This is a genomic window from Phycicoccus sp. Soil748 (assembly GCF_001428025.1).
Lineage (GTDB): Bacteria > Actinomycetota > Actinomycetes > Actinomycetales > Dermatophilaceae > Pedococcus.
This window is the reverse complement of sequence record NZ_LMSC01000007.1, coordinates 997,387-1,011,530: the sequence shown is the minus strand read 5'-3', so window position 1 is coordinate 1,011,530 and position 14,144 is coordinate 997,387. Positions and strand designations below refer to the sequence as shown.

The following is a 14,144-nucleotide window of genomic DNA, read 5'->3' as shown; positions in this document are numbered from 1 at the left end:
CTGTCCTGGGTCTGTCCTGGCGCTGTCGAAGGGTTCGGGTGACCCGGCACGTCAAGGGAGTGCGCGGTGAAGAGCAGAACTGACCCGGGGCAGTTGACCCGTTCAAGCCTGCGATGACGTCGCGCTGGTGCACGGCCGAGCTCGCGAGCAGTGTCATGGCGTTCGCTCCGTCCGGTGAGCTAGTGGCCTGATACCGGTGGGGCATGGACGACTGTTCTCCGACCTGGGCGTACTCACCCCGGCACATCGGCCGGGATTGGGCCCCGCATTCGTTGCGCGGCGATACCGGCTCGACCACGGTCAGGGTCCCGCTGCCGTGACCAGTCTCCGTATAGACCTCTGCACCCACGAGCCGCGACAGCCAGTTCCGGACGCGCGGCTCCCCGGGGCGGCGTGGACACCGCCCCGGGGGCTTCGCGGCAATTGCGTTGGTGGCTGTGGCGGGTAAGTCAGACGGTGAGCACGAGCCGTCCCGGTGTTGCCGCCGCCTCAAGGTCGTGGACGGCGTTGGCCGCGTCGACCAGGGGGTAGGTGTGCGTGTGCGGCGGCTGGACCTTCCCCGCGGCGATGAGGCCGTTCATGTGCTCGAGGGTGGCGGTGTTTTCCTTGGCGAGGAACATGCGCAGGCTCTGACCGATGAACGGGTTGAGGAGTACGGCCCCAAGCTGACGTTGGATGCCGCCAATCCAGCGGTCGCCTTCGCCGCCGGCGATGATGAGCCGTCCGCTTGGTGTCAGTGCGCGGCGCAGCTTTCGGGTGGGGGTGCGGCCGAAGACGTCGATGATGACGTCGTAGGTGTGGGTGCCGTCGGTGAAGTCGGCCTGCGTGTAGTCGATGGTGTGGTCGGCTCCCAGGTCGGTGGCGGCGTCCTGGTTGTGTGGGCCTGTCACTGCGGTGACCTCGGCGCCGGCTGCCTTGGCGGCTTGGACGACGACGCTGCCGACGGCTCCGGTGCCGCCGATGACCAGGACGCGTTCTCCGGGCTGGACCTTGGCGTGGTCTGCAACTGCTTGGAGGCCGGCGAAGGCCGCGTAGGGCAGCACGGCGGCTTGGTCGGACGTGAGCTGGGTGGGCTTGTGCGCCATCTTGTCCGGGGATGCGAGGACGTATTCGGCGTAGGTGCCGCGGGCGGCTCCGTACACCTCGTCGCCGACGGCGAAACCGGTCACATTGGCCCCGACTGCTTCGATGCGGCCGGCGTAGCTGACGCCGGGGACGCGGACCCGGGGCGTGCGTAGACCGGTGCCCAGGCGCATCAGGTAGGGCTGTCCGGTCATGAAGTGCAGGGCGCCGCGGTCGACGCCGGCGGCGACGACCTGGACGAGGACCTTGTCGTCGGGCACGGGTGGGCGGTCGATGTCGTCGAAGCGGATCGAGGTGGCGTTGCCGTAGTGGTCTTGGACGATGGCTTTCATGACGGGGTCCTTGCGGGGTGGGGTGTGCGTGTGTGGTTCGGGGTCACTCGTCGAGCTGGATGAGTGCGATGGCGGCGAGTTGAACGCGCCGTGGTGGCGTAGGAGTCTGGGGCGGCCGCGGAGGACCGATGCAGTTTCATCCGCCCATGCCTGCGGGTGGTGCTTGTTGAGCTTGCCGCCGCGGTCGTGGCGGGAAGTCGGTTGGGTGAGTGCGCGGGGTAGCTGCCGGGCGCGGACACCTAGGTGTGACCAGCGTCGCCCGGGGCCGTGTCGGCGGTCTGTCCTCACTCTGTCGTCGCCCCGCGGTCGTGTTCGGCGGCATCTGACTCGAGGGTGGGGGGCAGCAGCGTGGGGGTGAAGGTGGAGCCGTTGAAGGCGGCAATGACAGAGTCGGGTTGCATCGTTCCGCTCAGGCGGATGACGGAGCGGGCCGTGTCTGCGCTGACCGTTTCGACTCCGGGCACGTCGCGCAGCAGCGCTGTGACCTCGCGGACGCAGCCTCGGCAGCCCATGCCGCCGACGAACAGGTTGAGCTGCCGCATTCGGCAATCACCTCCGATGTAGGACCTGCCTCCCACGATGCGGGGCACCGCTGTCCGCGCGCTGTCCACCCCTGGGCGCTGCGGTCTGCGCCCGGGAGGGTTGGCTGCCGTGAGGGGGTTCTTGGCGAAAGAGCAGGGACAGGGCTCGGCAAGAGATGTGCCTGACGGTGGTGTGCAAGGACCCGCACTGGGTCGCTGGCACTGACCAAGGGGATGTGAGACCGATGGCTGGATGGATGAGTGTGGAAGAGGAATCGGGCACGTCGGAGCGCTGGGTTCACCCGCACAACGGGTACTACGCCGGCGACTTCTCCCAGCCGCGGGACCGGCAGCAGGTTCGAGCTGCCCGTGACGTTGAGACCCCCACGATGCGGGTCCTGGTGCTGGCCACCGGCGGCAGCGTGATGACGTGGTGACGTGAACGCGCACGCGCTTGGGGTGTGGGTTTGCGCTGGGCCACCAAGGTTACGGGTTTTGGACGATGACCTTCATCTGAAGGGTCCTTCAGGGGGCTGGTTGTCGGGCGGGTTCACTCGTCGAATGGGGCAAGTGCGATGGCGGCGCTGAACGCGCCGTAGCGGCGTAGGAAGCGGGCGCGGCCCTGGGGGACGCGCGCTGCTTCGGTGGCCCAGGCTTGGGTGAAGTACTTCTTGAACCCGTCGCGGGGGTGGTCTCGGACAGTGGCGGTCAGGATGCTCGGGGGGAGCTGCCAGGTGCGAAGACCGGCGACGTCGGCACCGGCTCCGGCGGCGAGTAGGTAGGCGACCGCTCCGGCGTCGAGGGTGACGCGGGGGCTGTGGTGCAGAGTGATGGCGGTCTGGAGGGTGTCGGTGGCGGCGGTGGACAGGCCGACGGTCTCGGCGACGTCGAGGGCGGCGCGTGCTGAGGTGAGGGTGAAGTCGTCGCGGCCGGTCGCGGTGACCAGGCCGATGTCGTGCAGGAGGGCGGCGCCGAACAGGAGTTCTACGTCGACGTCGACTCCTTCGAGCTCGCCGATGGCGCGACCGAACACGTAGGTGCGGTAGCTGTGGTTGAGCAGGGGCGGGGGAAGGACCTTGGTGGCGGCGTCGGTCGCTGCCCGGGTCAGTGCCGAGTTCGGCGGGATGAGCCGGGCCGGGTCCACGTACGCGTTCCGGCCCGAGTTCAGATGCGTCAGCAGGGTGAGCCGTCCGACGGCGTTGCCGGCGTGGGCACGGGCGACGTCCACGAGAAGGCGGCGAGTGTCGGCGGGTTGGAGGCGTCCGCCGGTGCCCATCGTCCAGGTGTGCGTTCCGACGGTCGTGTGGGTGTTCATCGGGGTCTCCTTGCTCACAGCATGTCCTGCTGCGGGTGTTCCGGCGGGTGCACCTCAGAGTGACCCCACCGGCGGGTGCTTCGCCCCGGTCAAGTGACCGGGTTATGCGTGTGCGACGTCATGGCGTGGGTCAGCCCGCGGGGACAGTCGCTGGACAGCGGGCGGAAACTCGCCGTTCGTAGCGTCGATGACGCACCACGAAGGGGTCGCAATCCCGGCCATGTGACCGGGGCGAGCAAATCCGTTCACCACGACCGTGGTGCCCGTGGCCGTCCACACCGGACGGCCAGGAAAGGGGAAAGGTCATGACCACCACCGTCCGAACCACCACCAGAACGGTTGGGACCACGTCGCCGGCCACTCGGGTCGGCCCGATGGGTCGCATCGCGTTCGCGTCCATGGCCACCGGTGCGTTGGCCGCCGTCGGCCTCATCGTCGGGGTCGTCCCCGACGCATCCGAGGCCCGCGTCATCGGCGCCGTCATGGTCGCGTTCGCGACCGGGTGGGCCATGCTCGCGTTCCTCACCACACGTTGGACGACCCAACCCCAACGGTGGGCGTACGTCCCGGCCGCCGTGATGGCTACTTCCGGCGTCGTCGTCGCAGCCATCAACGCTGGTGAGCCGACCATGACGCGACTGTCATGGGTGTGGGCGCCGGCCATGGTGGCCCTCGGCGTCTGGGTCTGGCGACAGGCACGTCGCACCATGCCCGGCCGGTCGCGCCTGTTCATCTACCCAGTTGCCAGCGCCATGGCCCTTGCCGGTCTGGGCGGCCTGTACCAAGCCAGCGCCCCGTCCCCGACCGCTGCAGCCGAGCCCATGCCGGGTAAGCTCGTCGACGTCGGCGGGTACCGCCTCCACCTGAACTGCACCGGCACCGGGTCCCCGACCGTCGTCCTGCTCAACGGGCTCGGGGAGGTTTCCCCGCTGTGGGCCCGCATCCAGCCGGCCGTTGCCGCCACGTCACGGGTGTGCACGTACGACCGTGCCGGTCAGGGCTGGAGCGACGACTCCTCCAACCCGGCCGACGCCACAACCGCCGCGACCGACCTGCACAAGCTCCTGACCGCTGCCGGCGAGCCCGGTCCGTTCGTCCTGGCGGGTCACTCCAGCGGCGGCATCCACGCCCTCACGTACACGCACATGTACCCCTCCGACGTCGCTGGTGTCGTCCTCCTCGACAGCGCGAGCCCTCACCAGGTCGAGCTCGTCAAGACGTTCAACGGCGAGTACCAGGTGATGCGGCGCGCCCTGGCCATCGCACCGACCCTGTTCAGGTCCGGTATCGGCCACGTCCTCGCAGCTGCCACGCCGCCCGCCTTGCCGGGGCAGGCCGGGGCGCAGGTGTCCACGTTCACGAACAGCGGCCGAGGGTGGGCGAACCAGCGCGCCGAACAGGCCGCCCTCCCGGTCGCGTTCCGCCAGGCACAGGCACTGACCACGCTCGGCGACACCCCGCTGGTCGTGCTGACCGCGAAGGACAACGTCGACGCCAAGCCCGGCTGGGGCACCGCGCAGGACCAGATGGCAGCCCTGTCAACCAACTCAAGGCACACGGTGGAGAACCAGTCCCACGTCGGGCTCCTGACCGACCCGACCGGGGCCACTCACGCCGTCGCCGCCATCACCGACGTGCTCGCAGCCGTCCGCACCCACAGCCCGCTGCCCACCCGCTGACACCAACCCTGCGTCAGCGACCACGCAGCACCCGAGCTCCCGGTCACCGCAACCCCCTTCCCAGGTGACCGCCGAGGCCCCGCCGCTAAACCCCCTGCACGGTGGCGACGGCCCGGGGAGCGGCCCGCGATCCACTGGCGGGCCGCTCCGGACCCCTCCGCCAACCGCCATCCCACGCGACAGCAGCAGCACCCGACCCGAACGGAAACCACTCCCATGCCCACCCGCACCCGCCGCACCCGCCGCGCCCTCCGCGTCGCCGTCTCCAGCGCGCTGGCGCTGCTGACCATGGGCGGATTCGCCGCCTCCGGAGCGTGGGTCACCACGGCTCAGGCCACCACCCCGGCACCCACCCACACCACCGGACCCACCCCGACCAGTCGGCCCTCGTCGAACGGCCCCATCAAGGTCGCCGTCGTCCTCGGAGCGTCCGGCACCATCGGCAGCGACGCCCTCGCCCCCTACGAGGTCTTTGCCAGCTCACCGAAGTTCGCCGTCTACACAGTCGCCGCCACCCACACCGCGCAGCCGACCCAGGGCGGGCCCTACATCGTGCCGACGTACACGTTCGCCGACACCACGTCGGGCCGCACACCTCGCCCTGACGTGGTCGTCGTACCCGCCGTCGCCACCGCCGACGGACCAGCCGAAGCGCCACTTCGCGCCTGGGTCACCGACCAAGCGGGCGCTGGCGCGCGCATCCTCAGCGTGTGCAACGGGGCCGAAATCCTCGCCGCAGCGGGCCTCCTCGAGGGACGCACCGCCACCGCCCACTGGTCCCGGCTGCACACCTACGCCAAGAAGTACCCGGCTGTGAACTGGGTTGCCGGGAAACGGTTCGTCCAGGACGGCCCCATCACCTCCACAGCCGGCGTCACCTCCGGCATCCCCGGAGCCCTAGGCGTCATGGCCGACCTCGCCGGGGCCGACGAAGCCACCCGCGTCGGACGCCTCGTCGGCTACCCCAACTGGTCTCTCACCCAGTCACCCGACATCCCCACCCAGTCCTTCGCCCGCACCGACGCCCCCGTCGGTCTGAACGCCCTCCTCCCCTGGGGCAGGCCCACCCTCGGCATCGTCCTCACCGACGGCATTGGCGAAATCGACCTCGCCAGCAGCTTCGAGGTGTACGACGTGTCCTATGCCGCCCGGCCCATCCCACTCAGCGCCACCGGCACCGTCACCACCAAGCACGGAATGGTCCTGCACACCAGCACCCTGAGCGACGACCCCACCCCGACCAGGCTCGCCGTCCCCGGACCGGCCGGCACCACCCTCGACCCCACCCTCAAGGGATGGGCCACCCGCCACCACGTCCCCGTTGATGCCATCCACGCGGGCGGCAACTCGCCCGGTTTCGATGGCGCCCTGCAATACCTGGCTTCGCACTCGGGCCGGGCGACCGCAGTGTCAGCCGCCAAGATGATCGACTACCCATCCGCCCACCTGCGCCTGGTCGACACCGGCGGCGAGGTCCGCCTCCCGCTGCTGGTTGCGCTGGGCCTGGCCCTGGCCACCGGCGCGGCTGCGCTGCCCACCCTGCTGCGCAAGACCCGCCGGAGCGCCACCCTCCGGACCTGAGCGACACGCGCCCTCGAGAGCTCTGCGGGTGTCTGCACGCGCCCCTGGTCTGGTCGCTCGGTCCACGTGGGTTCAGTGGTCGAGCGTCAGCAGCCTGCGATGGTGTGCGTAGTGCAGCGGCCGATAGGCGTACACATCGGCGAGCGTCATGTGCTGTTCGAAGTACGGGTCCCAGCTCGTTGGGAACGGCATCCCGCGCACCAGCCGCGCCTCCGGCTCCCGCTCAAGGCTGGCAACCAGGTGGCCGATGGTGTGGTCGCACAGCCGTCCCAACCGGGCGTGATTGAACACGAGCGCGCCACCGCACGAGCCGACGTAGTTCACCCAGTGAAACGGGGCTCGCCCGGTCTCGAGCAGCCAGGCGAAGCTTCGACCGACCCAGCTCGGCAACGTGGACATCACTACCACCGGCGGAGGAGAAGCCGCTCCGTCGCGGGCAGCTCGGTCGCATGTCGACCGCGCCCATCCCTGCCGCACCCAGGGTCCATGCCAGGCCCGGCAGTAGGGGCTGGCGGACCCCGAGCCCTGCGCAGACTGTCCCGAAGGGTGCGAACCATTTCGATTGAGTCACAGGAGCCTCAAAACGGTCAACGCCGTGTCCGCCGCGACCTCTACGGTGGCCCTGCGCCCGCACGCGCACCCCGCACCGTTCTGGAGGAACATCTCGTGAATCGCACCATCCGCTTTGCCCTGCCCCTCGCCCTTCTCGCGTTTTCGTTGGCCGCTTGCGGGAGCGCGCCGGAGCGCGCCGTGACGGTGGGCACCGAGTCGCCTGCCGTCAAGGTCGCGGAGACGACGAAGGCTGCCCCGAAGCCCAAGGGCGCCGGTGACAAGCTCAACGCCAAGCAGGTCAAGGCGGCGCTGCTGGCCGTGGGCGACATGCCGACCGGGTGGGCTGCGGCCGAGGCCGAGCCTGACAAGGACGACACGTCCACGGTGGAGCCGGCGTCGTGCCAGAAGCTGTTCGACAACATGGACACCTCCGGCAAGAAGACCAAGGCGAAGACCAAGGCGAAGGCGTCGTTCACCCAGGGCGGCATGCTCGGGGTCCAGTTCGAGGAAGAGGTCGCCTCCTTCGACGACGACAACCAGGGCGACAAGGTCGAAGGGCTCGCCAAGGTCCTCACCCAGTGTTCGAAGATGACCGTCGTCGACGGCGCCGACCGCATGCCCATGACCATGACCGGCCTGTCGTTCCCGAACCTGGGCGACCAGACCCTCGCGTTCCGCGCCAAGGCCAAGTCCGAAGGCATCGAAGTCGTCATCGACGCCGTGTTCGTCGCCGTCGGGCACAACGTCGTCTCCTTCACCGCCGCCGGCCTGACCCCGATGCCCGGCGACGACATGGAGAAGGTCGCCCGCGCCGGCATGAGCAAGGTCGCTGCCGCCGCGAAGTCCTGACACCCGCACCCCAAGGGTGGTGCTGCGCTGACCGGCCTGGGTCGGCCAAAGTTGACCCCGGCCGCCTCACCGTCGACCTGGGCGTGCACCAAGTGACTTCGGCGGCGTCGCAGAACTGGCGGGACTCCTTCGACGCGTTTGCGACGTTCTCCTTCGTGCCTCGGCCACTGGACCGCTCTGACGTTGTTGAGTAGGCGACCACCCCCTTCGCCTTTCTCGTTCCCACGACCCGACGCTGCCCTGATGGGTAGGTTCGCAACATGGGGTGGAAAGACATGTTTCGCAAACGCCAGGTCGAGCCGGCGGTCGCGGCCCAGGCGGGAGCAGGAGCGAAGCCGCCACCGTTCATGCCAGCGTCCGAGCAGACCCGCTGGTACGTGCCGGTCGACGGCAACCGAGACCGCTTCATCGACGCAGACAGCGGCATGCCGCTCCTGCACCTCATCCGCTACCGCTAGGACGGAGACCAAGTCCTGCGCCTGTGCGAGGACTCGACCGGCATGCTCGTCGGACCGACCGACCGACGCCTGGCGCCTGGCGCCAGCGGGAATCTACGTTTCCAACCTGCGCGGCGAGAGCTACCACAAGGCAGCCTGCCGACGAGGTGACTTCTCCTCAGGGACCGCGGTCCGGCTCAAGCGCGAACCGAGCAACAAGCACGACCCGTTCGCGGTTGCCGTCACTGCCGACACCGACGGCGCCCCCGTGGCCGCATACGTCAACAAGGCGAAGGCCCGGACCTTGTCGAAGCTGCTGGACCAAGGCGCCGACCTCGCCGCCGTCAGCCTCCGCGGCACCGCGTCGAACACCACCTGTGAGCAAATCAGCGTTCTGGTGGCGCGACCCGACGTGATGGCGCACCTGCTGTCACCACGCCCCCGACACCTGCCTAGGCCGGCGCATCAGGGCTGACGGACGCTGCAGCTCACGCATCCGGAAACCCCAGCGGGACGTCCCCTCGGAAACTCTGTACACGTGCCGACCCAACCGCGGAGGTGTTCCGCACGGCAGGGAGCTGCCCCAGTGCCCACGCCCCCCGGATGGACTGCGCCAACCGGGGGCGTGGGTCGCGGCGCTCGCGCAAGGTCCGACTCAGGTCATGGCTTGTTGCGTCGGCGCTTGGTCTTGACGTCGTCCACGCAAACTGCCGTCGTGGTCAACGTCTTGTGGGTGATGCTCCGAGCCTCGAGGAACAGCATCGCCAGAAGTTCGCCGTGCACTCCGACAGCCTCATCGGCTTCTGCGGCCGAATCCTCCGAGACCTCGAGGAGGTAGCGCAGGGTGAAGCGGGTCAGCGTGGGTGTGTACGTGAAGGTTCCCTCCGGCGTGAACGCCGCGAGGAACACATCATGCTCGGCCTGCTCGGCTCGAAGCTGGGCGCGGACGTCAGGGGTCAGATCAGTGAACTGACCGGTCACCTGAACCCGGTACGTCCTGGTCACCGCGGGCTCCTCTCCTTCGGGCGGCCCGAGAGGACCGAGATGAGTCGTTGCTGAGCCGTCCAGGACCGGTCCGCTCGGACCCAGGACACCCCCGGTCTGGCGGGGTTCAGTCATGGCCCGGGCCGCCGGCGGATGCCTGGAGCTGCTCGCGCAGCCAGTCACGCAGCACCGTGTTGATCCGAATGCCGAGCTCGACCTGCGGGGCGAACGCCTCCGGCTCCGGCGCAGCTCGCACCTCAGCTCGCACCTCTTGGAGGCTGGCGAGCTCCTGGTCGACGTGCACGAGATCACGCTGGTACGTCGCCTGCCTGTCGGCCGGGTCCAGCAGCGGGGTCAGGAACAGGCGCAGCCCGCTCTCGCTGCGCTGGGACCGGTCAGGCTCCGCCTCGACGAGCCACTGTCGTAGCTCGGCACGGCCGGCATCCGTGATCGCGTAGGTCTTGCTCCGGCGGGCTCCATGCCCAACAACCTCCACGAGGTCGGCATCCTCGAGCTTGGCGAGCTCGGGATAGATCTGACTGTGCCGGGCGTGCCATGAGGTCCGCAGCGACCGGTCGAAGGTCTGGGTCAGCTCGTAGCCGGTGGACGGACGGCGGGCCAGCAGGCCAAGAACCGCGTAGCGCAAGGACATGAGCACACCCTACCTGAACATGTATGTATTGACAGGTCGATTACGACATGTAAAGTTCGTCATGTGGCCGGTGCCGCAATCCCCCTGTCTCGGTACCGGCCCACCTGACCTCAGACGCGCGACGAGAGAGACAGCCATGTCACCCCAGGCGGCCACGACGCCAGACACCACGACGGGCACCGAGCCAGCAGTCGCGCTCACCGACACCAGCAGCAAACCCATCACTATCGAGCACGAGACCTTCGGAGCCCCTGACGACCCGGCCGTTCTGCTCGTGATGGGCTTCGGAACCCAACTGCTCGGTTGGGACGCCGACTTCTGCCGCATGCTCGCTGCCCGCGGCCGCTACGTCATCCGCTACGACAACCGCGACTGCGGCCTCTCGACGAAGCTGGACGAGCACCCGGTCTCCCTCGGCGACCTCATCACCGCGGTGACGTCTGGCGACTTCGAGCGCGCGCTCGCGATGGCGCCGTACTCGTTGCGGGACATGGCCGCCGACGGTATCGCCGTGCTCGACCAGCTCGGCATCGACCGTGCTCACGTGGTCGGGTCCTCGATGGGCGGCATGATCGCGCAGAGGATGGCGATCGAGTTCCCTAGCCGGGTGCTGTCGTTGACGTCGATGATGTCCTCGACCGGCGAGCCGGAGTACGGGCAGTCGACGCCCGAGGCACAGCAGGTGCTGTTCGCCTCCCGGCCAGCTGACCGCGACGGGTACGTGGCCACGGCCGTGCGCGAACTTGAGTGGGCCTCGCGTCGCTACGGTGACGCAGCACAGCTGCGGGCCCACGCTGCCGCGAACTACGACCGCGCGTACTACCCCGCGGGCGTCCCCCGACAGCTCGCCGCCATGATCCTGGACGGCTCGCGCGCCCAGGCGCTCTCGTCCCTCGATGTGCCAACCCTGGTCATCCACGGCCTCGACGACACCCTCATCGACCCCAGCGGCGGTCGGCGAACCGCCGAGCTGGTTCCCAACGCCCGACTCTTGCTGGTCGAGGACATGGGCCATGACCGACCCCGCGCGCTGTGGCCGCGCCTGATCGAGGCGATCACCGAACACACCGCCATCAGATGACTCGCCGACCCCCGCTCCTGCGACGACGCGTCCACACCTCACCCTCAGCTCTGGAGAACGGTATGACCACGACCGTCGCCACGCCCCGCCGTCGAATGGGCGGGGTCGTGGCCGTCTCCCTCGCGACAGGCGTCCTCGCCGCGGTGGTCCTCACCTTCTGCCCGTTCGTCCCGGTCACTGAGGCGGCTGTCACCGGGGCGGTCCTGTGCGGCTTCGCGATTGGCTGGGCGACATTGCTCGGGCTCTCCCAGTGGCTCACCGACCAGCCGCAACGCTGGGCTGCGGTCCCCGCCGTGTTCATGGGCACAGGTGGGCTCCTGCTGCTCGTCTTCGGGTCGACCCGCGGGGTTCTGAGCTGGGTCTGGCCACCCGCTTTGCTCGGCCTCGTGGTGTGGATGGTGGTCCGGATGCACCACGACCTACGCAGCCGCGCTGGACGCGTCCAGCTGTACGCCGTGTTCTCCATCCTCGCCCTGTGCGCCGTCGGCGGCGTCTGGCAGGTCGTCCGCTCGGCCGGCGAGCCCAACCCGTACCTGGCCGCCGGACGCCTCGTCACCGTCGACGGCCACCAGCTGCGGCTCGAGTGCACCGGCTCGGGGGCCCCGACCGTCGTCCTGGAGCCGGGCGCCGGCGGAACGTCGGCCAGCATGGGACTCATCACCCCGGTCGTAGCCGCCCGGACACGCACGTGCGTCTACGACCGCGCCGGCCGCGGAGGCAGCGAACCCTCCGCTGCCGCCCAAGACGGCGCCCAGATCGCCACCGACCTTCACACGCTGCTGCACAGCGCAGGCGTCCCGGGCCCCTACGTGCTTGCTGGGCACTCCTTCGGCGGCTTGTACGTGCGCATCTTCGCCGCGCACTACCCCGACGAGGTCGCCGGTCTAGTCCTGCTGGACTCCACCGCCTCAAGCGAGCCGGCCATGCCCGTCGTCCCCGCCGCCGGCAACAGCTCCGACGACGCGTACGGCCGGTTCGCCAACCTCACCTCCCTGACGGCCCCCGTCGGGCTCGGTCGGCTGTACGGCGGCCTAGCCCGGGGCAGCCTGCCCGGCCGCTACGAGGACCAGCTCGCGTACGACATCGCCCAGGGGCACACCGTGCAGAGCATCGTCGACGAGTACCTCCGCGGCGGCGCCATCGTTCAGGAGGCCGCGTCCCTGCACGACTTCGGCGACAAGCCCCTGTTCGTTCTCACCGCCGGCGAGCACCCCGAGTCCTGGCTGACCGACCAGAAGCGGAGCGCCACCCTGTCGACCAACAGCGTCTGGCGCGTCGTCAACGGAGCCACCCACCAAGGACTGCTCGGGCAGAAGCAGTACGCCGTCCAGACCAGCCAGGCCGTGCTCGACGTCGTCACCGCCGTCCGCACCAACCATCCGCTGACAGCCAGCGAGCACACCACCCCTTGACCGCACGCTCACAGCAAACCAACCCACTGCCTCAGCAAGGAGCACACCGATGACCCCCACCACAGACGCCTTCGGCGACGCGAGCAGCGAATCGACCGCAACGACCGGCACCGGCGAGACCCGTTCGACGCAGACCTTCCAAGTCGTCGAGATGACCTGCGACCACTGCGCCTGAGCCGTCGCCTCCCAGCTCATGACCATCGACGGGGGGATCGAGGTCAGCGTCGTTGTTACACCGGGTGCCCCTACAGCTGCCCCCTGAGCAGGATGTTCGCAAGGCGCTGGTCGGTATCCAGCACCCTGACGTTCGCCGCAGCAGCGTCTTGCCAGGCTGACTGCCGACGAGGTGCACGACCTTGTCAGCCATAGCCGGGTCGCTGTACCCATTGAGCACGGGGGGTCCCGATGTCAGGGTCGAACGGAGCCCTGCCGCGCGGCGCGAACCAGCCGAACGTGTGACCAACGCCACCGTCAAGTGTGGCCGCGCGCCCCGAACGCTGCTGCCGCGGGGCCTGGATCAGGACGCCGTGTGGACCGCCGGCGCCTCCTGCGCCGCCCGGACAGCCCCGACAATGCGCGCAGACAGGGCGGCCGCGTCAGCGCCGACGAACCCGAGCAACGCCGACCCCCGGCTCGTCTGCCACGGCAACCCCAAGAAGTACAACCCCGGAACCTGGGTCACGCCGTCCTGGTGGCGGACCTGCCGGTCAACGATGACGCCGGGCACCTCCAGCCACGAGTAGTCCGACGCGAACCCGGTAGCCCACACGACAGCATCCACGCGCATTGTGGTGCCGTCCGCGAACTGTGCGACGTCCCCGGTGAACCCGGTCAGACGGGTCCGGAACCCGATACCGGCCCTGCGCAGGTCGGCGCTGCGGGTGCCGATGACCAGGTCACCGCGGGCGCGCAACCGCCGAGCCAGGCGACTGGTCGCCGCCACCTTGAAGAAGCCGACCTTCGTCAGCCAGAAGAACAGGTCCCTGCCCGCGATGCGATGCGGCAGGGCGAGCGGCTTGGACCCGACGGAGACGCTCACAGTATGGGTTGGTGCGAGCTCGTCCGCGATCTGGAGCCCGGAGTTCGCAGCACCGACCACAAGCACACGCGTGCCGAGCACCTGGCCGGGGTTTCGATAGTCGGCGCTGTGGAGCTGCTGCACCTGCCGGTCGAGCTCGCTCGCGGCAGCAGGCACCCGGGGCGTCTGGAACGGGCCGGTGGCCACCACCACCTGCCGGGCACGCAGCTCACCGGAGGGCGTGGTTACAACGAAGTTCCCGTCCTGCTCGCGGTGCGTTCGCAGCACCGGCGAGTTCAACCGCACCGGAAGGTCGAATCGTTCCGCATAGGAAGCCAGGTAGTCGGCCACGTCGTCCTTGGAAGGGTGACTGTCCGCCGGGGCAGGAAACGGCATACCCGGCAGCGAGTCGTACTGCGCCGGAGAGAACAGCCGCAACGAGTCCCACCGGTTCCGCCACGTATGGCCAACCTCGCCACCCGCCTCCAGCAGGACGAAGCTCAGGCCACCCTGAGCGAAGTAGTGACCGATGGCTAAGCCAGCCTGACCGGCGCCGACCACAATGACATCGAGCGGCGCCGGGCCGGCCGTAGGCGTGTTGTTCATGGTGGCTCCTTGGTTCGGGTGTTGCCTCCGAACGCTAGGACT

General features: G+C 69.2%; 16 protein-coding genes. 9 read left to right on the top strand and 7 right to left on the bottom strand.

Annotation, left to right across the window (positions count from 1 at the left end; all coding sequences use genetic code 11):
* Positions 1–449: 449 nt before the first annotated feature.
* Positions 450–1,415, bottom strand: coding sequence for an NAD(P)-dependent alcohol dehydrogenase (locus ASG70_RS12415; protein WP_056884044.1), 966 nt, complete (start codon positions 1,413–1,415; stop codon positions 450–452).
* A 284-nt stretch (positions 1,416–1,699) separates the two neighbouring features.
* A complete protein-coding gene (locus tag ASG70_RS12410) occupies positions 1,700–1,957 on the bottom strand; it encodes a heavy-metal-associated domain-containing protein (protein ID WP_056884043.1) in 258 nt (85 codons plus the stop codon).
* A gap of 242 nt (positions 1,958–2,199) precedes the next feature.
* On the opposite strand from ASG70_RS12410, the gene ASG70_RS12405 reads away from it, so the two are divergent.
* The gene (locus tag ASG70_RS12405; RefSeq protein WP_156399959.1) at positions 2,200–2,373 is read left to right on the top strand and encodes a hypothetical protein; all 174 of its coding nucleotides are present in this window, start codon (positions 2,200–2,202) and stop codon (positions 2,371–2,373) included.
* 113 nt (positions 2,374–2,486) lie between these two features.
* Here ASG70_RS12405 and ASG70_RS12400 read toward each other — a convergent pair whose 3' ends face one another.
* On the bottom strand, positions 2,487–3,251 hold the full coding sequence (locus ASG70_RS12400; RefSeq protein ID WP_156399958.1) for an HD domain-containing protein: 765 nt from the start codon (positions 3,249–3,251) through the stop codon (positions 2,487–2,489).
* 374 nt (positions 3,252–3,625) lie between these two features.
* Between ASG70_RS12400 and ASG70_RS12395 the strand changes: the two genes are divergently transcribed.
* Positions 3,626–4,930: an alpha/beta fold hydrolase gene (locus tag ASG70_RS12395; protein WP_056884040.1), complete on the top strand. Its 1,305-nt coding sequence runs from the start codon at positions 3,626–3,628 to the stop codon at positions 4,928–4,930.
* Between the two features lie 216 nt (positions 4,931–5,146).
* On the top strand, positions 5,147–6,511 hold the full coding sequence (locus tag ASG70_RS12390; RefSeq protein ID WP_056884039.1) for a DJ-1/PfpI family protein: 1,365 nt from the start codon (positions 5,147–5,149) through the stop codon (positions 6,509–6,511).
* 72 nt (positions 6,512–6,583) lie between these two features.
* Here the strand turns inward: ASG70_RS12390 and ASG70_RS12385 are convergent, their stop codons facing one another.
* On the bottom strand, positions 6,584–6,910 hold the full coding sequence (locus ASG70_RS12385) for a hypothetical protein (RefSeq protein ID WP_156399957.1): 327 nt from the start codon (positions 6,908–6,910) through the stop codon (positions 6,584–6,586).
* Positions 6,911–7,177: 267 nt separating this feature from the next.
* Here ASG70_RS12385 and ASG70_RS12380 point away from each other — a divergent pair, with 267 nt between their 5' ends.
* From ASG70_RS12380 to ASG70_RS20005, 3 genes are all read left to right on the top strand, one after another.
* Positions 7,178–7,912: a hypothetical protein gene (locus tag ASG70_RS12380; protein WP_156399956.1), complete on the top strand. Its 735-nt coding sequence runs from the start codon at positions 7,178–7,180 to the stop codon at positions 7,910–7,912.
* 275 nt (positions 7,913–8,187) lie between these two features.
* Positions 8,188–8,370 carry a hypothetical protein gene (locus ASG70_RS20010; RefSeq protein WP_056884036.1) on the top strand — a complete coding sequence of 61 codons (183 nt, stop codon included), beginning with the start codon at positions 8,188–8,190 and terminating at the stop codon, positions 8,368–8,370.
* A gap of 76 nt (positions 8,371–8,446) precedes the next feature.
* Complete coding sequence (locus ASG70_RS20005; protein WP_235531484.1) at positions 8,447–8,824, top strand: HIRAN domain-containing protein; 378 nt, start codon at positions 8,447–8,449, stop codon at positions 8,822–8,824.
* 185 nt (positions 8,825–9,009) lie between these two features.
* Here the strand turns inward: ASG70_RS20005 and ASG70_RS12365 are convergent, their stop codons facing one another.
* Together ASG70_RS12365 and ASG70_RS12360 are read right to left on the bottom strand one after the other, a co-directional pair.
* A complete protein-coding gene (locus tag ASG70_RS12365) occupies positions 9,010–9,354 on the bottom strand; it encodes a DUF6204 family protein (protein ID WP_056884034.1) in 345 nt (114 codons plus the stop codon).
* A 106-nt stretch (positions 9,355–9,460) separates the two neighbouring features.
* A complete protein-coding gene (locus ASG70_RS12360; protein ID WP_056884204.1) occupies positions 9,461–9,985 on the bottom strand; it encodes a PadR family transcriptional regulator in 525 nt (174 codons plus the stop codon).
* A gap of 136 nt (positions 9,986–10,121) precedes the next feature.
* On the opposite strand from ASG70_RS12360, the gene ASG70_RS12355 reads away from it, so the two are divergent.
* From ASG70_RS12355 to ASG70_RS20215, 3 genes are all read left to right on the top strand, one after another.
* Positions 10,122–11,066 (top strand): alpha/beta fold hydrolase, encoded by a 945-nt coding sequence (locus ASG70_RS12355; RefSeq protein ID WP_082590597.1) that lies wholly within the window; start codon positions 10,122–10,124, stop codon positions 11,064–11,066.
* A gap of 62 nt (positions 11,067–11,128) precedes the next feature.
* Positions 11,129–12,478, top strand: a complete 1,350-nt coding sequence (locus tag ASG70_RS12350; RefSeq protein ID WP_056884033.1) for an alpha/beta fold hydrolase — start codon at positions 11,129–11,131, stop codon at positions 12,476–12,478.
* A gap of 49 nt (positions 12,479–12,527) precedes the next feature.
* A complete protein-coding gene (locus tag ASG70_RS20215; protein WP_255353845.1) occupies positions 12,528–12,653 on the top strand; it encodes a hypothetical protein in 126 nt (41 codons plus the stop codon).
* Between the two features lie 342 nt (positions 12,654–12,995).
* Here the strand turns inward: ASG70_RS20215 and ASG70_RS12345 are convergent, their stop codons facing one another.
* Complete coding sequence (locus ASG70_RS12345) at positions 12,996–14,102, bottom strand: NAD(P)/FAD-dependent oxidoreductase (protein WP_056884032.1); 1,107 nt, start codon at positions 14,100–14,102, stop codon at positions 12,996–12,998.
* Between the last annotated feature and the right edge of the window lie 42 nt (positions 14,103–14,144).